Raw genomic sequence first — 21,471 nt, forward strand, 5'->3', positions numbered from 1 at the left:
ACCTCGATATATTATGCATTGCCGCCTTTATGTAATTCTTCATCATCGAAATCTATTGTTGCTTTAGCAGCATGCATTATAACGTTAAAATATGAGAAACAGAATTTTAATAAATAATGCTCAGTTATTATGTTAGTTGCTAAAAAATTATCAAATTTATCTTTTTCAGTATTGGTAGTATGCAATATATTTTCTTGAATATAAAGCCTATTAATCAGCTTAGCTTCTAATAAAGTAGTAATTACCACCCAAGTTACGAAATAACAAATATTACCAAATATACTGTCATCGATGATTAGATTAATAGGACTATTATAATTATTTTGTTTGCTTACTGTATAAATTAATTCGCGAAGTATGCTGTCATCGTATTTATTTGGTGCGTCGATAATTTTTATTATTGTAAAATTATTTTCCTTACAAAAATTGATCAAAGATTGCCTTATGAGTTCAAAACGGGCATGTGATGAATATAATAAGATAATGGCTTGTTGGTTGTTCATAGCGATCCCTTCTCTAATGTTTTAATAATTAAGAGTTTTGATCGCCAAAGATAAAATGATAAAAGAAAAATTTATAGGTTATACATATCTTGGCGATCGGGAAGTTCGCAGAAACCGTCAACAGCCGGTATGGTAGCCTTTAGGCTTGAAGTTTACACCACAAGCCTTGAACATACGCTACCACCACCCCGATCATAATAATCAAGGAACAACATTTTCGGTTGTTGTATACCGCTGTTGATAGGGGCTGCGAAACCCCAAAATAACCTTGCAGTTACTTCATTTTTAATTTTAAACTACAGTTAGCAAAAGTCAATAATAAGTTTTTTCAATTACTAATCATATCTTACGGTGATTTCTGAACCAACATCATTTACTACAGGTGAAACTGTTAAGTGGCAACGATATTTAAACAAATATCCTGCTACTGAAGGCTGGAATTTGTCTTACAGCTTTCGTAATTATACCACTGGTTTTGACATTGCTGCTATTGCTGTAAATTGTAATCAGGTTTTGCCCCCTTTAGAGCAAAGATTGTAACGAAAATTGATCCCTTTAAAAAAGTAATAATATCTCCAGAAAAGTAGCGTGGCGATCCAAATAAACAGCAATTATCTTTTTAAAAAAATTAAATATTTTTTATCTGTATTTTATATAAATAAAAAATATTATTGATTAACAACAAATACACGTTTTTGTTGAATAAGCTTATGGCAAACTTCCAGTAATTTACGCATACAAGCTACTGTCGCAACTTGTTTAGGTTTAAAATTATTAATAAGTCTGTCATATAAAGCTTTTAAATATTGAAAGCCATTTTTACCTGTTAGTACTGCCATATATAGTGCATCTCGTGGTATCTTTCTGTCTCCTCTAATGAATCTTCGACCTTGTTTATTACCACTATCTCGAGCATATGGCGCTATTCCAACCATAGCTGATAATTCGTTGCCGCTATAATTTTTATTTCCCAACTCAGGTAAAAAACTAATTAATTTACTAGCTAGACATTTGCCAATGCCAGGTACAGTTTCTAATATTTTTGTTTTTTCTTGTAGTTCTTCTGATCCATCTATTATCTCATTTAATTTATCATCAATTTTAGATATTTCCTTTTGTAAGCATCCCATCAATGTTTCTATGCTTTCTTTGTCAATACCATCGACACTATTATGCAACCTCTTTTTTTCATTACTAAGCATCAATACTAAATCTTCCCGTCTTTGCTGATATCTCTTCAAATTTTCTGATTCAATTTGATGTATATAATTTGCTGTAAGTTGCATCTTATCACCGTAATACGCTAATTTAAAAGCATCTTGCTTGTCCGTTTTACAAAAATTTACTGACTTACTAAATGAATTAAAACTATAGGTATTTACCTTATGAATCCGTTGCTCATTACTATATAATTTTTGGCAAATTTCATCCTCGTAGCCTCCTGTGGGTTCGCACACTATTAGCTCAATTTTTTGCTCTTTTGTTAATTTTATAAGCTCTTCATGACCTAAATTATCATTTGCAAAACGATGATATTCCGGTTTACTGTTTGAAATATATATACATACATCAAGCCATTTTTTACTTACATCTAGACCTATTATTTTTTTCATAGTATAATCTCCTTCATCTTATTGTGCAAGGCTACTGTACTGCAGTACCTTCTGCAATTTGTTCAAAGCAAACTTAACGATAGAGGGTACTTATTCTGTTCACGACTATTTCAGTCTAGCTTGCTTCAAGTCACCCTCTTACAACTACTTATAACATGTTTTTAAGATATAAGCAATTATCTTTTATCTAAATTTTAGATGAAAATAAATTATTGTCAATAAACGTTGAAAAATGACCCGTTTAGCGAGCAATATTGTAGAGGGTAAAATTAGTTATTTTCGTTTTCTCATACGATAACTTTCGTTACCAATTTTGATGATGTTACAGTTGTGGCAAATTCTGTCAAGTAATGCTACCGTCATTTTATTACAACCAAAGACTTGTGGTCATTCTAGGAATTTGTGACATATAACTTGACAAAAATTTGTACGTAACGTACATTTGAGTAGTGGATTTAAAAGGGTACAATCCTACTATGAATTTTATTACCACTGTAGAAGCAAGAGAACATTTTTCTGAAGTACTGAATCGTAGTGCTTATGGGAAAGAAAGAATCATTTTTACAAGGCGAGGAAAAAACCTTGTTGCCGTAATACCTATGGAAGATTTAAATTTGCTTGAAGCTCTTGAAGATAAATTAGATGTAGAGGATGCAAGAAAATCCCTAGAAGAAGCCAAGCAACATGGCACTATATCTCTAGCTGACTTTAAGAAAAATGAAGATATTTAGAAGATATATATATAATAATCTTAACTCTCTGATTAACAAGCTAATTTAATCATTTATGATAGTCTTTGCTGAGGTGCAATTTCCGCCTGAGATATCTTATGGTTCTAAGGGTGGGTCAATATTCTCAACTAACATCGTTACAACATTTAGTGGTCATGAGCAACGCAATATTAACTGGCAAATGGCAAGAAGCAGATATGATATTGGTAGTGGTATCAAGACGCAAGCCCAGTGGCAAGAGCTAATAAGTTTTTTTCGGGCAAGACGTGGCAGAGCTATAGGTTTTCGTTATAAAGACTGGTCTGATTATCAAGGTATAAATCAGTTATTAGGCAAAGGGGACGGTCAAACAAAAAAATTCCAATTAGTTAAAAATTATATTAGTGGTGGATATATTTATGCTAGAATTATAACTAAACCAGTAAAAAATAGTTTTTGCAAGATTTATCTTGATTCTTGTGTAGTGCAAACAGAAGAAATTGATATTGATTTTACCACTGGCTCAATTGTCTTTGCTCAGCCTCCGAGAAGAGATGAAGAAATAACGGCAGATTTTGAATTTGACGTACCAGTTAGGTTTGATACGGATCACCTTGATTTATCGATGGATAGCTTTAACATAGGCTCTTGGGGTAATATTCCTCTCATTGAAATTAGAGTATGAGAAATTTACCGCCAACATTAACTCATCACTTAAAATCCGAGGTGACAAGCCTTGCTACTTGCTGGAAAATTACTAGACTGGATAAAATAATTTTAGGATTTACTGATTATAACCAAAATTTACTAATTGATGATTTGCAATATGAATCTATTGCTAGTTTTACTCCAACCAATGTTGAGAGTAGCAGTAACATGGCAGTAGATAATCTTGACTTATCAGGGCAAATTTTTACCCCTAAAATAAATGCTAGCGATTTACTTGCTGGTAAATATGATTTTGCTGAAGTTGAAATATTTTTAGTGAATTATCAAGAGCCAAATAGTGGTAAGCTAATACAAAAGCGTGGAGTATTAGGGGAAGTAACTTTAAACAGCAACATGTTTTGTGCTGAAATAAGAGGGCTTACACAATTCTTATCACAAACAATGTGTGAAACTTATCTGCCTCATTGTCGAGCTAATCTTGGTGATACAAAATGCAAGTTTAACCTGCAACAGCTAGGATTTACTGTGGAAGAAACAGTATCGAGGGTGATTGACCAGCAAAGCTTCTTTGCTCAAAACCTTGATCAGCCCAATGGCTGGTTTACTGGAATAGCGGTAATAATCATGGACTAAAGATGGAAGTAAAAGATTTTGCTGATACAAAGATAATATTAGCCCTACCAATGCCTTTTGCTATTAGTGTATCTGATAAATTTGCTCTCAGTACAGGACAAAGAGATTAACAAGGTGATAATCGAAGTAAAGATGGTGTTATGGGCTTAATAAATTTTGTTATAACTTCCATCATTTCTTCAATATTCAAAAATATTCTCTGCAAGTAATCTAAGCCATACCTGAATAAGGAGATAGACTTTCTACCGTGTTTTTTAAGCTTTATGGGTCTGATAGAATTTTGCCATTGACCCACAACATAAGCAAAAGTAAATGCTATAGCAAGTAAACCAAGCAATTTACTAATTCTATCTAAATGTATTATACTAATTCCCTAATTTAATTTAGCAAATAATTCATACAACAAATCGATTTAATTAGTGAGGCATTTAAATTTTTAAGGCAGGAACATACTACTATTTCTAGTTGTTCGATTGTGTCATATACTTTATTCTTTGATAGTATTAGACTTTAAATATTGCCACAATTTCTCTGTCGGATTCAATTCAGGAGAATATGGGGGTAAATAAAGAATTTCTATATTTGTTGCAATAATTAGCTCTTTAGCTTTGTGCCATCCAGCACAATCCATAACAATAATCGCTTTTTGTTCTCCTATCTGTTTAGACATCTCTGCCAAAAATATATTTAAACAAACGGTATTGACATTTGGCATCATTAAAGTAAAATCATCACCTGTGATTGGGTTAACCGCACTATAAACATAGAAATTTTGAAAGCCCATTTTGGCTTTAACTTGAGTTCTGCTACCTTTACGAAACCAACCATAACCTAATTTAGAATGAGTCCCAAAACGTGATTCATCAAAGAAATACAAGTAACTGCTAGGGTTATTTGTTATTGTTTCTTGAAGTTTTTTTTAAACCCTTCATGAGTTTCTTTATTCTGTTTGTAATGCACTGGTCTTGGGGTAATGTATGCAAATTTAAGTTTCTGTAATACTCTATGTACAGCCGATTTACTAGCATCAATCTCCAAATTTTCTTTAAGTTTTATGATGATATTTTTTATTGTCATGTTACAATCGTCTTGTAACCATTTATTTATTGCTTCACAACAATTTTTTGTTAATTTACTTTTTCGTCCTCTACCTTGTTTATATTCAAGGCTTTTATCATTACCTTGAGCAAAGCTTTTTACCCAGTTCCTAAGCGTATTGGTTGTTATATTAAATACCTTACATACTATACCAACACCATTTTCTTTAGCAGCAATTATAGCCATAAGTCTAATAGCAACTCTATTATCTCGGTTCATGCTTGCAAGCTGCTCAATAGCACGTTGGTATAACTCTTCTGTTATTAATCTTTGATGACATCCCATTATATTCCTTTCCTTAATTTATTCATAAACTTGGAATATTATAACATAATCTCATCTTTTTTCTACTATTTATACTAATTTAAATTAGGGAATTGGTATTATATGGGTGTTTTCAAAGTTAAATCCTCGTGTTTTAAGGCAAGCAAAAAGATTTTCTATTTCCCATCTTTTTTTATATATATTTAGTGCTATATTAGGGTTATCATTGGTAGCTATGATTACTAATTCTCCTTGATCATTACGCAATGCCGCTACAGATACTTTAGGTCCTTTATAATTCTTACCCAAATATCTTTTTCCTTTAAACAACATATATTCACCATTCTGTAACCTCTTAATTAAATGATTAGCAGTAACTAATTCATCTTCTGTTCTACCAATGGTAAGATTGGCTGTGATTCTAATATAAAATGCTATCATTTTATCAGCTAAAAACTTTAGCCATAAATCACCAATCAACTCCCGATCCCCAAGCAATGCTGACATCTTCTCTATGCCAAATACAGTAATAAACCTTTCCATTAATTGCTGACGTTCAACGTTATTAGAAGTTCCTGCTTTTGGCAACATATCCCACATAATTGGTATAGCAATGCCTTTATGGCAAATAGATAATACTAAAATATTGATGTCAAGCTTACCAAATTTCCAATTTGTCCGATCAAGCACTAATAACCATTGTTCAGCATCAATTCCAGCCAACCTAACCAGTAACTTGGCTAAGGATGTGTATGATAATTCACATTTGGCAAAAAATCTCTGTAATTTCTTATAGCGTGATTCTTGCTTGTCTCCTTTTATCGTTAAGGCAAGTTGTGTAAGATTTACATCTCTCACTTGCAGTAATCTAATATTATTTGTCCTATTAATTTTATGCTTGCAAAACTATTAAAAAAGTAGTCTCCTATTAATTGTGATAACGCTGTAATCATTCTCTTGCCTCTTAAGTCTTTAACAACCTAAGTAATAGAGCTTTGTCTACGCGTTATCTACTATTTTTTATTCTCTCCTTAATCTCTTTGTCCTGTACTGAGAAATCAATTAATGAATCTAGCTTGCTTTCGATCTCTGTATGTTATTTCTTTAGGTAAACAAAGAATATGCAAGAAATTCTAACTAGGAATATGCGTTTTTTCTTGCATTTTACGGGAGATCCATACAAGGTTATGTTATAAATATTGGTCATTTTAGAATAGACTTCTTTCGAAACTCTACTTCTGCTGGTGATTTGTACGTCGATGCGGTACTCGAATCCTCACGTACATTAGAGTACGCTGCGGTTCTGCGTTCCGCGTCTCCTTCAAATCCCTCAGCATAAGCGAGTTTCGAAAGAAGTCTAATGTTATTGATAGATGTAAGTAAAAAATGACTTGTGTGAGATACGAGAACAATTTATAGGGGAATAAAAAAATTAACTTTTATATTTAGTAACATATTTTATTATGCTAACTCCTATGTAAAATAAAGGAGTGCTACATATTGTGAAGAAAAGTTTAAATGAATAGCTGTTCACTATAAGTGACCACATACGATCTATTGGTAGCACTCCAAATATACTCATGAAGCTAATAACAATACAAGTATCTATAAATAGCGAAATTGCTGTACTGCCATTGTTCCTAAGCCATAGCCATCTACCATGAGTGACTTTACGTATCCATAAATAAATTGTAATATCAATAAGTTGAGCAGTGTAACAGGCAATAATTGAGCCTATGAAAGCAATACTATATAACCCAAAAACCTTATGAAAAGTTATATTATCGATTTTAGACCATTCTGTGGCATTTAACCTATCCATTATTGCTATAATTAATACAACAATTATATTCATAGCTAGTGCAAGTTTAACACAGAAATTAGCTTTGGTTTTCCCATAAAATTCAACAATTAAATCAGTAAGTAAAAATGTTAATGGGTATGTTATCGCACCTACAGAAAGTTCAAAAGTATAAAAAGGTAATATTGGTAAGAAAACAAACTTTTGATATATTAAATTACCTATTACAATGAGAATTGCAAATAATACGCATATAGTAATATAAATTTTTTCATCTATGGTCATGTTTTTGGAATCATAAATTAAGAATATTTTGAGTAAAAACTATAATTTAAAATAAATAAGTTTACCTAAAATTCAACTTATAAAATTATTTATATATGGTAAAGCTTGTTGTATTATACTGCTCGTAAATGAAGAGTTGGTAGACGATAGAATCAAAATCAACAAGTGCTAGGAGTGTTCAAGCCGAGGAGCACAGCGTACATTAGTACGTGAGCACCGCAGGTCTTGGACAACGACAACGCAATTGTTGATTTTCATCGAGTATACATCATCATCCACCACGGTCTCACCATATAATTAATATTGTGACATTAATACAGAAATTTTACTTTTCTTGTATGTAGAATAATACAATTATTCTTTACTAAATGCACCAATATCTATATTAACTCGTCTTAACTCTAAATTAAATTTTTTTATAAGGTTACAATTGTGCTCAAGAAAATTAAGGTACTTTGCATGGCTACTCTGATGGTTATAACACCAACTTTAACAATGGCAATTAGTGGTGAGGTTAGAAAAATTACTCCACCAAAATTAGACACTGCATATTTGGGACAAAAAATACTTTGTTATCGTCCAATGAGACATGGTTCTCCTAAAATGAGTGTAGAGGAAAAAGATAGTAAAATAATCGCTAATAACTATGGACATGGTGGTAGTGGCTGGACTCTTGGTCCTGGTTCTGCTGAATACGTTAATAACTTACTTATAAACTCAAAATATGCAACTGATCTTACAAAAGATACGCCAATTACCATTATTGGAGCAGGCGTCTTGGGATTGTTTACAGCTTATGATTTAGAACAAAAAGGTTTTAAGAATATTACGATTGTTGCAGAAAAATTTGATGGACTGGCTTCTAATAATGCGGGTGGTTTACTTGCTCCAGTATCTATGGATAATGGTCAAGAAATACAGACAGTTCTCCAGAAAATAGAAATTGATGCTTATAAATTTTATGCGTCAATCGCTAAGAAACAGCATCCACACTTTAAGGAAGGAGCTATCATTATTCCAGCTTATTTTAGAACTCGGGAAGAATCTGGTTTAGAGCCTTATGTTGGTAAAGTCATGAATCCAGCAAAAGATGTGACAGTTGATTTTGATAATGGTACGACAAGGAAGATGATTGTATATGATGATGGTATTTTTATGGATACAGGCATACTTATGGCAGAACTTGACGAATATTTAAGAAGTAAAAATATTAAGTTTGTACAGAAAAAAGTTAACTCATTTGCTGAACTTGATGGAAAATTTATCTTCAATTGTACTGGCCTTGGTGCTAGTAAGCTTAATAATGATGAGAAATTGGTGTCAGTCCAAGGTCACTTGATTATGCTTAAAGATCAAAATCCTAAAGATCTACAATATATGATTTTGACTCGTTGGGATGAAGGCAAAACTACGTCTGGACAGAAAGTAGAACGTGATTTTTATATTTTCCCAAAACATATGCCAAATACTGGTGTTAATGATGTAGGAGTCATTGGTGGTACTTTTATTGAAGGTGCAACACCTGCAACACCTAATGACGAAGAATTTGGTATTATACTACAAAATGCTAAAGAATTTTATGGGATTAAATAATACCATTTTCCAAAACTAAATTGCTACTCGGAGTACGAGTGTCGGCTACCTTCGCGTACAACTAGTACGTGAGGAGTGGAGATCATAAAGTACGACGACGTGATGATTAGTTTTCGGAAATGGTATAAGTCCCGTAATTAAGGTTAGTTCATTAGACTTCTTTCGAAACTCTACTTCTGCTGGTGATTTGTACGTCGATGCGGTACTCGAATCCTCACGTACATCATCGTCCGCTGCAGGTCGAGATTCTGTGGCTGCTTTAACAACTTCATCATGCTTCAGCTTCTTTGTAGCCATTGTAATAATTTATTATGAGTTTTTTTGTTTGCTATGCTTGAGTACCAAACACATTAGGTTGTATATGTTTACTCTTAGTAGGTATAATTGCCTATATACTTGTTCAATAAATGATTTTCTAGCAATTGACAAGCTTATTTTTATTTGTTAGCATCAAAGACTACCATAATATTATTTTAAAAACAAATTCACTACAACTAGAATATCAAATATGCAATCTCAAGATACTAACGATTTACGTAAAATAGCTGATATTATTAGTACTAAGCTAAATGAAAATGATATAGCAGCAACAACATATTATAGATTAAAAGACCCTTGTTCTGCCTTAAATAAGATGATACTAAAGACTAACGAATTAACGGATCTAGTGGCTTTTAGATTTATAGTTGATAAGCTAGAATATTGTTATAAAGTGTTGGATATTATTTGTGGTATCTATTCTGTTAAAACAACAGAGAAAAAGAACTATATTGATTATCCTAAAGATAATGGTTATCGTTCCTTGCATATTGTTACGAGTGTCGGCAACCCTAGACGTGATGTGGAAATGCAGGTACGAACCAATGAGATGCATGATATAGCAGAATTTGGTACAGCAAATCACGATGAATATAAAAAGACGCAGGCAGCAAAGATAAGAGAGTTACTGCCTACTGGTATATTGAATGTAGCTGATATTAATACTGAGCTAAATAAAGCGTACGACATCTTTACCCATTTTAATTGGACTATACAAGAACTTATTGATTATGAGCAAACAATTATAAATCTTTATCGTATTTATCAAGACAACTTGCGTAAAGTATGAAGTGCATAGTGTTATTGAGTAACTAAAATATGTGCTTAACGCGAATTCGGGATAAGAATTAACTAATTCTTATCCCGAATTGGGGTATATGCTAAAATTTTTTTGGGTTAGCTATAGCTTCAAACCATATTTGGCTAGTAAAGATGAAAGCTCTAATTTTATACTATTTAGTTCTTCCAAATTATCTGATTCATATCTAGCAATAATTTTATCTTCAGTATTAGAAGCTCTTAGTAACCACCATGCATACCCTTGAAATTTATTGACTTGAAATTCATTGGGCATATTATGTGAGTCAACCCTTATACCATCAATATCGTTGAAACTGATATTTCTGCTGTTTAAATCCTCTTTTATTTGCTGAATAATATCAAATTTAAGATTATCTGGTACAGAAATCTTAATTTCAGGGGTATTATAACATTTAGGTAACTCATCTATCATATCGTCCAAAGTTTTTTTTGACCTTGATAATAAATCAACAAACCGTAGGGCGGCATAAATTGCATCATCATATCCGTAATATTTATCAGCAAAAAATATATGACCACTAGTTTCACCGCCAAGTAACGCCTTAGTTGTTTGCATCTTATCTTTGATAAATGAATGACCTGTTTTCCACATTATCACGTTTCCGCCATATGACTTAATCTGATTAAATATGCTACTGCTTGATTTGATATCCATTATAATAGTTGCATTTGGATTTTGATCAATTACATCCTTTGCTAATATACCAAGGATTTGGTCGCCTAAAATTATTCGTCCTTTCTTACTTACAATGCCTATACGATCTCCATCCCCATCGAATGCAATACCAATATCGCAATCCTGAATCTTAACTATCTCTATTAGTTGTTCTAGATTCTTGGGAATAGTTGGATCTGGGTGGTGACTAGGAAAATTACCATCAATTTGCGAATTTATAACGATATTTTTGTTAGGTAATCTTAATGCTAATAAGTCAATAATATTGCCAGCCGCACCATTGGCAGGATCCCATGCGACTTTTATTTGAGGAGCTATAGTTATTTCTTGCAAAATCCTATCTAGATATTTATCGATAACATTTAAATTGCGTATATTACTTAGTGCTAGAAATTTTTTTGGTATAATAAGATTGGTGGACCAATCTTGACTTAGAATATTATTCAGTAAATCTTGTATTTGTTGGTCGAAAAAAGGCTTGCCTTGTGATAACAACTTAAAGCCATTATCATCTTTGTGGTTATGGGATCCTGTTATCATTATGCTAGCTTGTGGCTTAAATATTTTATCAGCAAAATATAAAACAGGGGAGGGGACAATGCCTATTGAGGTAACCTTTCCCTTAGCTGAAATAATGCCATTAACCAAAGCATGGTAAAGGGCAGGGGAGCTTAATCTACCATCACGTCCTATAAATATTTCGTTCCCTTGCTTGGATATATGCATTTTGGTAAAACAAAAGCCAATTTTATAAGCAATAGTTGGATTAATATCTATTAGACTGCTGCCACGAATGTCGTACAGTCTAAAAATTGTTCTATTTATTTCCATTGTTATTATAATTGAGTATACTTACAAAACTTGAAATGTTGATTATATTATAAATGAAAATTTTAGCATTTGATACGGCAAATAATAGTGCATCTGTTGCAATCTCTGAAGATCAGGTTATTCTAGCCTATATTGAGGAATTAAGGTCTTCTATGCAAGCTGAAACTATAGTGCCAATGATTGAAGAAGCATTGAAAATAGCAAAGATATCTTACCATGATCTAGATTATTTGACCGTTACAAACGGTCCTGGCAGTTTTACAGGCATTAGAATAGGGCTATCAGTGGCAAAAGGCTTGTTGCTAAGTACAGATATAATAGGCAGTACTATATCTAATTTTGAGTTTTCTTGGTGGATGGCTAGCAGGCAAGTAAAAAATTATAATAAAATTTTTATTTTTCTCAATGCATATAGAGGGCAATTATATAGCCAAGTTTTTGACCAAAATGAACAAGCTTCTATTCCATCACTGATAAATTATGACCAAGCTGTGGAATTATTAAATACAAAAGATGCTACTATTAATGTCTGTGCAGGTAACGGGGTAGAGATGATATACGACAAGATTAGGGATATAAAAAATTTAACAATTTTACCTCGTTTTACTAGAGTTAAGGCACTGCATATATGTAAATATATAGCCGATAAAATAAGGAAGCCCAATTTCTCTAACTCCATAGAGCCGTTATATATTAGACCAGCTGATGCAAAGATTAGAGTTCTTACATAATTCTACTACTACAAACCTCAGTTTTGGATTAAAATTTTTAATTTTAATCCAAAACTGGCTATAATATCAGAAAAATGCATTCTTGAAGCGGCTGGTACGAATGCATTTTAATCTATTATCGCTAATAATCTTATTTTTATATCAATAAAAATAAGATTATTAGCAAATGAAATATTTAACAATTAGGCGTCAAACCGCTTTAAGCCTGATTGTTTACTTTCTCATTCCAATTTCGGATTAATGAAATTAATCCGAAATTGAGGTTGCAAGAAGTCTATTAAAAATTTCCTACCCTCTTCCTTTAGCTTTCGTCTTTTCATTATGTGGAGGTGGTGACGTTGGTGCTTTAGATGACATATGTGATTTTGCTTTTTGCCCGACAAATTTTGCTTCATTCTTCAATTGTTCAGCCAATGGTAGTTTGCTCTTGTCATCAGAGTATCCATGCCATTTGTCTTTTAAATATTCACAAATTCTTTTAATAAAATTTTTCCTTGGTATTATCGTATTCGATGATTCAGCTCGATCGTTTACTAATTGCTTAGTAAATTTCTTTACTGTATATTTATTTGGATTATCGATAAACTTATTTAACTGTTCCGCAGCTTTTTTAGCAATGTCATTAATGGACTGTGAACTTAATTTCCCTGTCTTTGTATCTTTTTGAGTTTTGATTGCTTGATCAATTCGCTCTATCAATATGTCAGATAAAGCCTCTGTAGCACCATTTGCTTTTTTAAATGTGCTTATTGTTTGCGGCTTTACTTCTTCATCTGATATGATTTTTGCAACTCTTTCTTTCATATCTGTTTTATATTGTTGCTCATTAAGAGGAACAGTTAATAACTCTCTCGATAAAGCCTTATTACTATCAATAATTGCTTGAGGGTCTTTTTTCTTACAATTTGTTTGGATTGCTTGTATATCACTAATAAATCGATCAGCAATCTTACCAGTGCCAGCTACATCAATTACTACTTGCGGTGTTAATTCAGAATCTCCTGCTTTTCCTAACGTAGCGGTAATATTTACAGCCATATAATCTTGGCTATTAAATTTCGTACCCATCATCTTCCTAAGGTCACTATGTGGAGAGAAAGCACTCATACTACAATCAAACATGATATTTTGTCCGCCGATATATGATACGTTATGATCTTTATCTATAGTGATCTTGGACATACTACCATCTCTTAGCCATTCACTTCCAGGATCATATCCATAGTGAGCAGATGCTTTAATTCTTAGTGGGGTGAATCCAGCTGTAGCAGCAGCTAGACTACCTTGGTGAGTTGCAGCTAAAATATATTCTGTTTGTGTTTCTGATAAATGATAATCCTTTGTTAATATATCATGCATATCTTGATAAGTTACCTTATAGTCCTGATCTTTACCTAACTTACACTTAGCTAGTAAGTCTACTAGCTGTCCATCTTGGGTTTCAAGATAAAATACACCGCGGTTTATATCCTTGTTAACCTGTTTTTCACGAGACTTAGGATTTTTTTGATAATCTTTGTCATGTTTAGGATCAAAGGACTCTGCTATATATTGTAAGTCTTGCTCTATATTTTGTGCAGCATCATCAGATGTAAAACTATGTGATTTCATAATATCTCCTTAGTTAACTTGCATTCAATAAACTAGATTAATAAACTAGTTTTTAATAAGCTTTTTCCACATTGACTATGATAATGGGTGATTTATTTATCTCATGTTTCAATGTTTTACGAATAGCTGACCTTACAGCATTCTCAATCTGTTCATTGAGAATGCTACCTTTTGATTTTCTCTGAATTTCTATCGTTTCAGTAATATCATCTTTAATCATATTAATTAGCTGTGCATCATCGTCAGAGTCAAGGAGACCCGGCATAGATAAAATAGGGCTGCAACTAAGGCTACCATTTTTATTTATTACCAAACTTGCCACTACTATACCAGAATCACGCATACGTCTACGAGTTCTAAAAATTGATGATTCTGCTGGTAAAAGATAATTGCCGTCAACAGCCAAATAACCTGTTGTTACCTTGGATAAAATACGAGGATTATGAGGATCAAGTAATAATAAGCTACCATTTTCTACCTCAATAGCGTGTTTTATACCATTTTTACGAGCTAATTTTGCTTGCTCATGTATATGTACCGGCTCACCATGCACTGGTACACAAATCTGAGGTCTAATTAGAGAGTACATGTGTTTGAGTTCGTCAATTGCTGGATGCCCAGAAACATGTACAAAGTGATCTCGTTCAGTTATCACTTCAACTCCTGACCTTACAAAAATATTAAACATACGGAAAATTTTCTTTTCATTGCCGGGAATAATTTTTGAAGAAAATATGATTGTATCTTTAGGAGCTAACTTTATACTATGGTGACTATTATTTGCCATTTTTGCAGTAGCTGCTAGAGGCTCACCTTGGCAACCAGTAGCAATAACTAAAAGTTCTTGCCTTTTAAATCTTGCTATATCTCGTTCATCGATCAAAGGGGCAATATCTTTCATATAACCACTTTCCTGTGCTGCAAGCAAAATTCTATGCAAACTTCTTCCCGATAGGACAACTTTTCTTTTTGCCATCTGACCTGCGTGAATTAGGGTCTCAAGACGAGCCAAATTTGAGGCAAAAGTTGTTACCACAACCATCTGAGGACAACCTGCGATAATATCTACTAAACTTTTACGTACGTCTCCTTCCGAGCCAGAAGTTCCTTCATTAAATACATTAGTTGAGTCACAGACTAAAGCTAGAACCCCTTCATCACCATAAGATTTTAGTAGAGCTTCATCAGCTTTCTTACCAAGTACCGGATCATTATCAAATTTCCAGTCTCCTGTATGGAGAATATTGCCAGCTTGTGTACGTATCATAATCGCCTGCATTTCTGGAGCTGAGTGGGTTAGCGGTATCATCTCTAGTTGGAATGGATCAAGATTTATTTTTGCCGAAGGCTTTACTTCATGAATTTTTATAGTTTTAGCAAAATCATATTCTGCTAATCTAAGTTTTAGAAAATTTGCTGTAAAGGTAGTGGCATATATTGGACATTCTAGGCTACTCCACAAATATTGGATTGCTCCCAAATGGTCTTCATGTGCGTGAGTTAGAACTAAACCTACTAGATCTTTTTTATAGCGTTCAATAAAGCTAATATCAGCAATTATCATGTCAACACCTGGTAAATAATCATCGGCAAAACCGCTACCGCAGTCGACCATCAACCATTTTCCTTGATAATGATATAGATTGACATTTATGCCTATTTCATTTGCACCACCAAGTGGTAAAAATAGTAAATCATTTTTATGGTTTTTAATGTTGAATGACATATTAACTTCTATATGATGTAGGATTTAAGTATACTTTTATAACTTATTTTTGGCTTTTAGTCTATGATTAATACTAATTTAGTTTATACTAGTATATTCACCTTTGGTATAGTTTTATTATTAACTATACTATTTCCTAATTTGGATATAGATTTCTCAAAATTATTCTACGACAGCAATAATGGATTTATCTATCGTAACAATAATATTGTATTATCATTATTTGAAGTTATTCCCATATTAACTAAACTACTGACTATAGTAATATTATTATACCTACTTTACTTAATTGTTAAGTACAAAACTTTTAATAGGCTTATTATTTCAGGAAGCATTTATATAATTTTATCTACAGCAATAGGTCCTGGGCTACTAGTAAATTATATATTTAAAGAAAATTTTGGTAGGGCCCGTCCGCTGCAGATTAAAGAGTTTAATGGTACAAAAAATTTTACTAGAGCCTTCTCAATCTCTAATGAATGTTTACATAATTGCTCATTTTCATCAGGCCATGCAGCTATGGGGTATAGCTTAACTAATCTTGCTTATGTTGCTCCTTTGATATTTTTCTCAAGAATTTACAGTATTACATTGATTTTTGGTACATTAGTTGGACTAAGTCGTATATTAATGGGAGGGCATTTTTTAAGTGATGTACTGGCTTCTTGTGTTGTTATATTAACAATTAATCATTTATTGTATTTATGTTGGCAAAAACTAAAATTAATTTAAATAAAATTGCGATTGTTTATAATAGTTCTACAAAATCATTAGGACTAGTTAGACAGCTTGAACTAGTTTATAAGTTTTGTAAGGTAGAAGAAGCAGAAATAATTGTTGTAGTTGGAGGGGACGGGGAATTACTACATGCGATACATCGTTATATGCATCTTGATGTTTCTTTTTATGGAATTAATTCTGGTAACATTGGGTTTTTAATGAATCCAGTTATTGTTGAAAGATTAATGGATAATTTACAAGAATCTATAATTTCTCATTTATATCCTTTAAAAATGCAAGCAGAAAGCATAGACAATAAAACCTATACTGCCCTAGCTATTAATGAAGTATCAATATTTCGTAAAACCAACCAAGCTGCTAAATTCAAGATCGAAATTGATCAAGTTGAGCGTATGAGTGAATTAGTAGCTGATGGGGCAATGGTTGCAACCCCAGCTGGCAGTAGTGCGTACAACTTATCTGCTGGAGGTCCTATTTTGCCACTTGAGTCAAACGTATTATGCCTCACACCAATTTGTCCTTTCCGTCCAAGACGCTGGCATGGTGCGTTACTACCATTTTCTACTACTATAAAGTTTGAAATCTTAGAAAGTAATAAAAGACCAGTAAATGCAGCTGCAGATTTTCAAGAGTTTGATAATATTAAGTCAGTATTAATTAAATCTGTAAAAAACAAGAAGATAAAGTTATTATTTGATAAAAAAAATAGCCTTGAAAATCGAATTATTAAAGAGCAATTTAATGAGTAATTCACCTTACGTATAACATTTAAAAGTTATAGGGAGAATAGCCTAGAGCTATTAGCGAGGAGTCACTTTGGTCATAACTGTCAAAAGTTAGTAAATACAGTTTCCCTATACGTCTATTAGCGAGCGAACGTGCGTGAGCGTGGCAATCCATGAAGCTTGTCATATAGATTACTTCGTCAACCTACGGTCTCCTAGCTAATAGACGATTTTTTAACTTTCAAGCAGTTGTGGGTTGATGTCATCCCAGCGAAAGCTGGGATGACATAATGGCGGTGACATCTCCCCTAATGGCGATGATTAATTGAGCCTACTATATAATTTATTACATCGATACTTGGGGTTAAAAAATAATTTTTATCAAAACTAAAGATTATTTCTCCCTTTTTTCTTAAAGCTTTGTTATAATCACTCTAGTTAACCTGAATTTGATAGTAATAAGTTAATAAATTTAATATGAGAATAAATGAATAAAGAATTTGTAAGACATTTCCTAATAGGCTTTTTTAGTATATTTAAAATATCTCAAACGACAGTAAGAAAAAAGCTAGAGATAGATTTACTTGAATACTTTATTAGGGTAGAAAAAGATATTAATTCAACATTTCAAGAAATAAGAAAATAATATGAAAGATAGTAAAAGTTTTTTTGCTAATAACAATAGGTTGAACAAAGGATATTTAAAAGTTAGTAATCCTAAGGAGTCTGATAATAGCTTCTATAGTAAGAAGTTTGCACATGTTTTGCCACCTGTAGATTTAATGGCAGAATATGAAAATATTTATCCAGGAACATTGACAAAGCTAATTGCCATGGCAGAAAAAGAGCAAGTACATAGACATCAGATGGATATTAAAAGTATTGAGGTTTATGAAAGCGTAACAAAAAAAGGTAGAATAAGTAGTATTATATTCATGATAATGGTCTGTATTACTACTGTAGTTTTGGCTGTGTTGGGGCATTTTATGATTGCCAGTATTTTCACTGTTTCAGTATTGTTAGGCATAGGAACTGGAGTATTCTTGTCTTCTGCTAAATTTACTAAGCGGAAAGACTATACTAGAAGGTGAAATTATATAAGAATTTTATAATAATTGAGTAAAGATTATGAGTAAGTTACAAAAAGAAATGCAAGAAAGGCAGCAAAGTCCTTTTAAATATGTAGTTTTTAGTGGTGGTGGAGCTAAGGGGGCTGGATATTCTGGTGTTTATGAGGGCTTGAATGAATCTAAAGTAATTGAAGGAGTAGAAGCAGTTGCAGGATCATCGGCAGGGGCAATAGCTGCTGCAGTGACTGCATTTGGTATACCACCTAAAGAATATGAAGCTATTTCAAAAAATACAAACTTCAAAGATTTACTTGGGACTCAAGGATTTTCAATTGGTCCGGTGCCGCTTAGTAAAGATGGTACTCCATTATACGAGCTTGTAGATAAGACTATAAGAAAAGGTGCTTATAATTTTTTAAAGGGCAAGAATTTTGTGGAACTTGCTACAGTGAGACATGAAAGGATTTCAGAAGAACTGAGAGAGTTAGACAAAAAAAGGCAAGATCTTTTAAATAAGATTGAAACATTAAAACAACAAGATGATAATAATAGTCAGCAGATTGCTGATATAAATGAAAATATTCGAGGTTTAGATTTTCAGGAACAAGATTTTAAAAAACAATCCAAGAAAATTCAAGCTATAATAGAATCTAATGGTAAAGAATTCATTGAATTAACAAACAAATGTCAAAAGGGTGGTGAACTCCTTTTTAAGGATTTAGCTCTTTTAAGACTTCTTGATCCAGTGCAATTTAAAGACTTATTAATTACTGCAGTAAGGCGAGATGATAGTACTTTACAAATTTTTAGTGCTGAAAATACTCCTGATGTTCCAATTGCTAGAGCTTGCCATGCTTCCGCTTCTCTTCCTTTAGTTTTTCAACCTGTAAAAATTGATGGTGTCGAGTATGTCGATGGGGGGTATAGAGACAATACTCCTATAGGCTATTTCCCCGAAAATGACAGTAAAGTCGATGTTGCGGAAGAGTTGGATGGTTTTGAGAATGTTACCCTAGCAAAAAAGCAAGGTAGGGTTTTAGCTCTTGCCTTCGGTAGTGGTATGGATGATTCAGCAAATATTGCTATATATAGTGCCAAGAATTTTGAAGGTCCAAATGTCCTAGTGAAATTTTTACTTGATGTAGTATATAAAATGCTAGCTAAAGTTGGTGGAAATTTTATATACACAAAAACTAATGAAAAGACTTTTGATGATTTACGTGAGAATGCATTAAATACGGTTACATTAGATACTCAAGGTATATCTACTCTCAGCTTTGATGATGCTGAAAAATATGCAGGTTATTTACATATTAAAGGTCGTTTTCAGACTTTGGAGTATTTAGATAATTTTGAACTTGGTAAAGGGGTAGATAAAGCATTTGAACAACAAAAATTTTTCCTAAATGTTTATGAAGTTTATGATAATGAAAATTTGAATAAAACTTTTTTTAATAAGCTATTAGATCATATAGCTCCAGCGGAAGAAACTAAAAAAAAGAACTCTTGGCAAGATCGTGATGTTATGCGAAATCATCAAGACAAAGCTGACACATTGTTATCTTTTTGTACGGAAGAACGCTGGAAGGGAAAAGATAACAAGGCTGTATTAAAAGAGTATGTAATAGTTGCAGCAACTGCACGCAATAATGAACTTAGAAATGATACCAAGTCTATAGAATCACTGATTAAGACCTTAAATAATCCAACAACACCGAGTAAAATTAAAAATGATTTTGTAGAATTATTAGCTATTGATAAAAAACAAGATCAGAGATTTGATACAAGTAAAAGTCCAGCAAAGAATATTACTGAATTTAAGTTTACAAAAGAAGATTTTAAAGATTTTCTAGGTAAAAATAAAAGTGAGGCATTTCGAATTAGTAGTGCAGGAAAGGGAGTAGGGCAGACTAAGGGGGGATTACTATAACTGTCGAAAGTTAGTAAATATAGCTTCCCTATACGTCTATTATCGAGGAAGTAGCGAAGCACTACGAAGCAATCTATTTTTGATTACTTTTATGTATAATATTCGTTGTAATGACTCTTTGTTCATGATATCATCTCGTTGAATAGCTGGATATTTATGAGCAAAGGGGTGCTAATTTTAAAATCATGTTTTTAGCAAAATATTAATTTAACAATCAGATGTAGAACCGTCTCAAATCTGATTGTTTCGATAATTTCACCGAATTCGGGATAAGAATTGATAAATTCTTATCCCGAATTCGCGTTAATTCAAAAGCTATTCTCAACTTTTAACAAATTTGTGGTACTATGGTGAATAATCTTATTTGTAATCCTACCAGCAAACCTTGGAGTACTAATGATTTAATCCACTCGGAACTTATTACATCGAGAGATCTAATATATAATCCATGTCAGTTTATATGTTCTGAACCAGTAATGGAAAGTGAAAGTATTGCATATGGAGCCTACATGTTCAAGTTAAATTCTATGAATGTTAGATTTCGTGTTGCTAAGATTACTCCTACAAAGATTGGTCAATTTGTAACACTATGGAAGAGAATTGGGAATGGAGCAATTCAGCCATATGATATTGCAGATTCAATTGATCTTTTTATTGTGACAACACGTAAAGGAGATAAGTTTGGTCAATTTATATTTCCACAATCTGTTTTGTATAAATATGATATAGTCTCGCATAATAACCAAGGTGGTAAGAGAGCAATAAGGGTATATCCACCTTGGGACATTGTTATAAACAAGCAAGCTAAAAAAACTCAAGCATGGCAACTAGAATATTTTTTAGAAATTCCAAGAAATAAACCAATTAACTACGCAAGAGCACAAATGCTTTATAATCAAGTTAAATAGTCATTACTAATTTTGGATCAAGGCAATAGATTGGCTTGCCTATGTCTAATCTCTTGATTGCTTCGTCGCTGCTGCGTTGCAGCTCCTCGCAATGACGGTGGTACTCTTACTGACAAAATATTTGTGGGTAATGCTAAGAAATTACCAGCAGAAGTAGAGTCTTGCAAGAAGTCTATTCATTAGGTTGCTTTTGTTGCTTTAGGCTTTTCGTGG

General features: G+C 32.6%; 25 protein-coding genes and 1 pseudogene. 13 read left to right on the plus strand and 13 right to left on the minus strand.

Going from position 1 to position 21,471, the window contains the following annotated elements; genetic code table 11:
* Positions 1-11: 11 nt before the first annotated feature.
* The gene (locus ACFEL1_RS00145; RefSeq protein ID WP_341760860.1) at positions 12-503 is read right to left on the minus strand and encodes a hypothetical protein; all 492 of its coding nucleotides are present in this window, start codon (positions 501-503) and stop codon (positions 12-14) included.
* Between the two features lie 351 nt (positions 504-854).
* Between ACFEL1_RS00145 and ACFEL1_RS00150 the strand changes: the two genes are divergently transcribed.
* On the plus strand, positions 855-1,043 hold the full coding sequence (locus ACFEL1_RS00150; protein ID WP_375331064.1) for a hypothetical protein: 189 nt from the start codon (positions 855-857) through the stop codon (positions 1,041-1,043).
* A 128-nt stretch (positions 1,044-1,171) separates the two neighbouring features.
* Here ACFEL1_RS00150 and ACFEL1_RS00155 read toward each other — a convergent pair whose 3' ends face one another.
* Together ACFEL1_RS00155 and ACFEL1_RS00160 are read right to left on the minus strand one after the other, a co-directional pair.
* On the minus strand, positions 1,172-2,116 hold the full coding sequence (locus tag ACFEL1_RS00155; RefSeq protein WP_375331065.1) for an IS110 family transposase: 945 nt from the start codon (positions 2,114-2,116) through the stop codon (positions 1,172-1,174).
* Between the two features lie 273 nt (positions 2,117-2,389).
* Positions 2,390-2,488: pseudogene (locus tag ACFEL1_RS00160) on the minus strand (ATP-binding protein); the annotation flags it as partial.
* A gap of 104 nt (positions 2,489-2,592) precedes the next feature.
* Here ACFEL1_RS00160 and ACFEL1_RS00165 point away from each other — a divergent pair.
* Genes ACFEL1_RS00165 through ACFEL1_RS00180 form a run of 4 tightly spaced genes read left to right on the plus strand, consistent with a single transcriptional unit; the run spans position 2,593 to position 4,238 of the window.
* Entirely contained in the window at positions 2,593-2,847 is a 255-nt protein-coding gene (locus tag ACFEL1_RS00165) for a type II toxin-antitoxin system Phd/YefM family antitoxin (RefSeq protein ID WP_341761051.1), read from the plus strand.
* Positions 2,848-2,902: 55 nt separating this feature from the next.
* Entirely contained in the window at positions 2,903-3,511 is a 609-nt protein-coding gene (locus tag ACFEL1_RS00170; protein ID WP_375331067.1) for a DUF2460 domain-containing protein, read from the plus strand.
* Positions 3,508-4,128 (plus strand): DUF2163 domain-containing protein, encoded by a 621-nt coding sequence (locus ACFEL1_RS00175; protein ID WP_375331068.1) that lies wholly within the window; start codon positions 3,508-3,510, stop codon positions 4,126-4,128. The genes ACFEL1_RS00170 and ACFEL1_RS00175 overlap by 4 nt, the downstream gene beginning before the upstream one ends.
* Before the next feature lie 2 nt (positions 4,129-4,130).
* The gene (locus ACFEL1_RS00180; protein WP_341761048.1) at positions 4,131-4,238 is read left to right on the plus strand and encodes a hypothetical protein; all 108 of its coding nucleotides are present in this window, start codon (positions 4,131-4,133) and stop codon (positions 4,236-4,238) included.
* On the opposite strand, the gene ACFEL1_RS00185 is transcribed toward ACFEL1_RS00180, so the two are convergent.
* From ACFEL1_RS00185 to ACFEL1_RS00210, 5 genes are all read right to left on the minus strand, one after another.
* Positions 4,235-4,465: a hypothetical protein gene (locus ACFEL1_RS00185; RefSeq protein ID WP_342279046.1), complete on the minus strand. Its 231-nt coding sequence runs from the start codon at positions 4,463-4,465 to the stop codon at positions 4,235-4,237. The two genes, ACFEL1_RS00180 and ACFEL1_RS00185, sit on opposite strands and share 4 nt — an antisense overlap.
* Positions 4,466-4,615: 150 nt before the next feature.
* Positions 4,616-5,005 (minus strand): IS630 family transposase, encoded by a 390-nt coding sequence (locus ACFEL1_RS00190; RefSeq protein ID WP_375331069.1) that lies wholly within the window; start codon positions 5,003-5,005, stop codon positions 4,616-4,618.
* A 20-nt stretch (positions 5,006-5,025) separates the two neighbouring features.
* Complete coding sequence (locus tag ACFEL1_RS00195; protein WP_375330797.1) at positions 5,026-5,511, minus strand: helix-turn-helix domain-containing protein; 486 nt, start codon at positions 5,509-5,511, stop codon at positions 5,026-5,028.
* Positions 5,512-5,595: 84 nt separating this feature from the next.
* Positions 5,596-6,348 carry an IS4 family transposase gene (locus tag ACFEL1_RS00200; RefSeq protein ID WP_375331070.1) on the minus strand — a complete coding sequence of 251 codons (753 nt, stop codon included), beginning with the start codon at positions 6,346-6,348 and terminating at the stop codon, positions 5,596-5,598.
* Between the two features lie 574 nt (positions 6,349-6,922).
* A complete protein-coding gene (locus tag ACFEL1_RS00210; protein WP_341761044.1) occupies positions 6,923-7,576 on the minus strand; it encodes a queuosine precursor transporter in 654 nt (217 codons plus the stop codon).
* Between the two features lie 432 nt (positions 7,577-8,008).
* Here ACFEL1_RS00210 and ACFEL1_RS00215 point away from each other — a divergent pair, with 432 nt between their 5' ends.
* Positions 8,009-9,169, plus strand: a complete 1,161-nt coding sequence (locus ACFEL1_RS00215) for an FAD-dependent oxidoreductase (protein WP_375331071.1) — start codon at positions 8,009-8,011, stop codon at positions 9,167-9,169.
* A gap of 45 nt (positions 9,170-9,214) precedes the next feature.
* On the opposite strand, the gene ACFEL1_RS00220 is transcribed toward ACFEL1_RS00215, so the two are convergent.
* Entirely contained in the window at positions 9,215-9,466 is a 252-nt protein-coding gene (locus tag ACFEL1_RS00220; protein ID WP_375331072.1) for a palindromic element RPE1 domain-containing protein, read from the minus strand.
* Between the two features lie 211 nt (positions 9,467-9,677).
* Here ACFEL1_RS00220 and ACFEL1_RS00225 point away from each other — a divergent pair, with 211 nt between their 5' ends.
* Positions 9,678-10,277 carry a bifunctional (p)ppGpp synthetase/guanosine-3',5'-bis(diphosphate) 3'-pyrophosphohydrolase gene (locus ACFEL1_RS00225; RefSeq protein ID WP_341761042.1) on the plus strand — a complete coding sequence of 200 codons (600 nt, stop codon included), beginning with the start codon at positions 9,678-9,680 and terminating at the stop codon, positions 10,275-10,277.
* 111 nt (positions 10,278-10,388) lie between these two features.
* Here ACFEL1_RS00225 and ACFEL1_RS00230 read toward each other — a convergent pair whose 3' ends face one another.
* Positions 10,389-11,816 carry a phosphomannomutase/phosphoglucomutase gene (locus ACFEL1_RS00230; RefSeq protein WP_342278438.1) on the minus strand — a complete coding sequence of 476 codons (1,428 nt, stop codon included), beginning with the start codon at positions 11,814-11,816 and terminating at the stop codon, positions 10,389-10,391.
* Positions 11,817-11,869: 53 nt separating this feature from the next.
* Here ACFEL1_RS00230 and tsaB point away from each other — a divergent pair, with 53 nt between their 5' ends.
* Entirely contained in the window at positions 11,870-12,547 is a 678-nt protein-coding gene (gene tsaB, locus ACFEL1_RS00235) for a tRNA (adenosine(37)-N6)-threonylcarbamoyltransferase complex dimerization subunit type 1 TsaB (RefSeq protein WP_342278439.1), read from the plus strand.
* A 288-nt stretch (positions 12,548-12,835) separates the two neighbouring features.
* Here tsaB and ACFEL1_RS00240 read toward each other — a convergent pair whose 3' ends face one another.
* Together ACFEL1_RS00240 and ACFEL1_RS00245 are read right to left on the minus strand one after the other, a co-directional pair.
* Positions 12,836-14,158, minus strand: a complete 1,323-nt coding sequence (locus ACFEL1_RS00240) for a hypothetical protein (RefSeq protein ID WP_375331073.1) — start codon at positions 14,156-14,158, stop codon at positions 12,836-12,838.
* Between the two features lie 52 nt (positions 14,159-14,210).
* Entirely contained in the window at positions 14,211-15,884 is a 1,674-nt protein-coding gene (locus ACFEL1_RS00245) for a ribonuclease J (RefSeq protein ID WP_375331074.1), read from the minus strand.
* Positions 15,885-15,947: 63 nt separating this feature from the next.
* Between ACFEL1_RS00245 and ACFEL1_RS00250 the strand changes: the two genes are divergently transcribed.
* The 5 genes from ACFEL1_RS00250 to ACFEL1_RS00270 all read left to right on the plus strand — a co-directional run bounded on the left by ACFEL1_RS00250 (position 15,948) and on the right by ACFEL1_RS00270 (position 21,258).
* Positions 15,948-16,616, plus strand: a complete 669-nt coding sequence (locus tag ACFEL1_RS00250) for a phosphatase PAP2 family protein (RefSeq protein WP_342278442.1) — start codon at positions 15,948-15,950, stop codon at positions 16,614-16,616.
* Positions 16,607-17,374 (plus strand): NAD kinase, encoded by a 768-nt coding sequence (locus ACFEL1_RS00255; RefSeq protein WP_342279199.1) that lies wholly within the window; start codon positions 16,607-16,609, stop codon positions 17,372-17,374. Before ACFEL1_RS00250 ends, ACFEL1_RS00255 begins: the two co-directional genes overlap by 10 nt.
* 623 nt (positions 17,375-17,997) lie before the next feature.
* Entirely contained in the window at positions 17,998-18,441 is a 444-nt protein-coding gene (locus tag ACFEL1_RS00260) for a DUF2335 domain-containing protein (protein WP_375331075.1), read from the plus strand.
* A gap of 37 nt (positions 18,442-18,478) precedes the next feature.
* The gene (locus ACFEL1_RS00265; protein WP_375331076.1) at positions 18,479-20,350 is read left to right on the plus strand and encodes a patatin-like phospholipase family protein; all 1,872 of its coding nucleotides are present in this window, start codon (positions 18,479-18,481) and stop codon (positions 20,348-20,350) included.
* A gap of 347 nt (positions 20,351-20,697) precedes the next feature.
* Entirely contained in the window at positions 20,698-21,258 is a 561-nt protein-coding gene (locus tag ACFEL1_RS00270) for a MepB family protein (protein WP_375331077.1), read from the plus strand.
* Between the two features lie 17 nt (positions 21,259-21,275).
* Here ACFEL1_RS00270 and ACFEL1_RS00275 read toward each other — a convergent pair whose 3' ends face one another.
* A complete protein-coding gene (locus ACFEL1_RS00275; RefSeq protein WP_375331078.1) occupies positions 21,276-21,425 on the minus strand; it encodes a hypothetical protein in 150 nt (49 codons plus the stop codon).
* Positions 21,426-21,471: the final 46 nt, after the last annotated feature.

Origin of the sequence: Candidatus Tisiphia endosymbiont of Oplodontha viridula, from assembly GCF_964264865.1 — a bacterium.
Taxonomy (GTDB): Bacteria; Pseudomonadota; Alphaproteobacteria; order Rickettsiales; family Rickettsiaceae; genus Tisiphia.

Coding starts and splice junctions, on each gene's coding strand:
- ACFEL1_RS00210 (WP_341761044.1), bottom strand. CDS start 7,576: ATGACCATAGATGAAAAAATTTATATTACTATATGCGTATTATTTGCA.
- ACFEL1_RS00180 (WP_341761048.1), top strand. CDS start 4,131: ATGGAAGTAAAAGATTTTGCTGATACAAAGATAATATTAGCCCTACCA.
- ACFEL1_RS00260 (WP_375331075.1), top strand. CDS start 17,998: ATGAAAGATAGTAAAAGTTTTTTTGCTAATAACAATAGGTTGAACAAA.
- ACFEL1_RS00165 (WP_341761051.1), top strand. CDS start 2,593: ATGAATTTTATTACCACTGTAGAAGCAAGAGAACATTTTTCTGAAGTA.
- ACFEL1_RS00170 (WP_375331067.1), top strand. CDS start 2,903: ATGATAGTCTTTGCTGAGGTGCAATTTCCGCCTGAGATATCTTATGGT.
- ACFEL1_RS00145 (WP_341760860.1), bottom strand. CDS start 503: ATGAACAACCAACAAGCCATTATCTTATTATATTCATCACATGCCCGT.
- ACFEL1_RS00250 (WP_342278442.1), top strand. CDS start 15,948: ATGATTAATACTAATTTAGTTTATACTAGTATATTCACCTTTGGTATA.
- ACFEL1_RS00220 (WP_375331072.1), bottom strand. CDS start 9,466: ATGGCTACAAAGAAGCTGAAGCATGATGAAGTTGTTAAAGCAGCCACA.
- ACFEL1_RS00155 (WP_375331065.1), bottom strand. CDS start 2,116: ATGAAAAAAATAATAGGTCTAGATGTAAGTAAAAAATGGCTTGATGTA.
- ACFEL1_RS00240 (WP_375331073.1), bottom strand. CDS start 14,158: ATGAAATCACATAGTTTTACATCTGATGATGCTGCACAAAATATAGAG.
- ACFEL1_RS00175 (WP_375331068.1), top strand. CDS start 3,508: ATGAGAAATTTACCGCCAACATTAACTCATCACTTAAAATCCGAGGTG.
- tsaB (WP_342278439.1), top strand. CDS start 11,870: ATGAAAATTTTAGCATTTGATACGGCAAATAATAGTGCATCTGTTGCA.
- ACFEL1_RS00225 (WP_341761042.1), top strand. CDS start 9,678: ATGCAATCTCAAGATACTAACGATTTACGTAAAATAGCTGATATTATT.
- ACFEL1_RS00245 (WP_375331074.1), bottom strand. CDS start 15,884: ATGTCATTCAACATTAAAAACCATAAAAATGATTTACTATTTTTACCA.
- ACFEL1_RS00195 (WP_375330797.1), bottom strand. CDS start 5,511: ATGGGATGTCATCAAAGATTAATAACAGAAGAGTTATACCAACGTGCT.
- ACFEL1_RS00265 (WP_375331076.1), top strand. CDS start 18,479: ATGAGTAAGTTACAAAAAGAAATGCAAGAAAGGCAGCAAAGTCCTTTT.
- ACFEL1_RS00230 (WP_342278438.1), bottom strand. CDS start 11,816: ATGGAAATAAATAGAACAATTTTTAGACTGTACGACATTCGTGGCAGC.
- ACFEL1_RS00270 (WP_375331077.1), top strand. CDS start 20,698: ATGGTGAATAATCTTATTTGTAATCCTACCAGCAAACCTTGGAGTACT.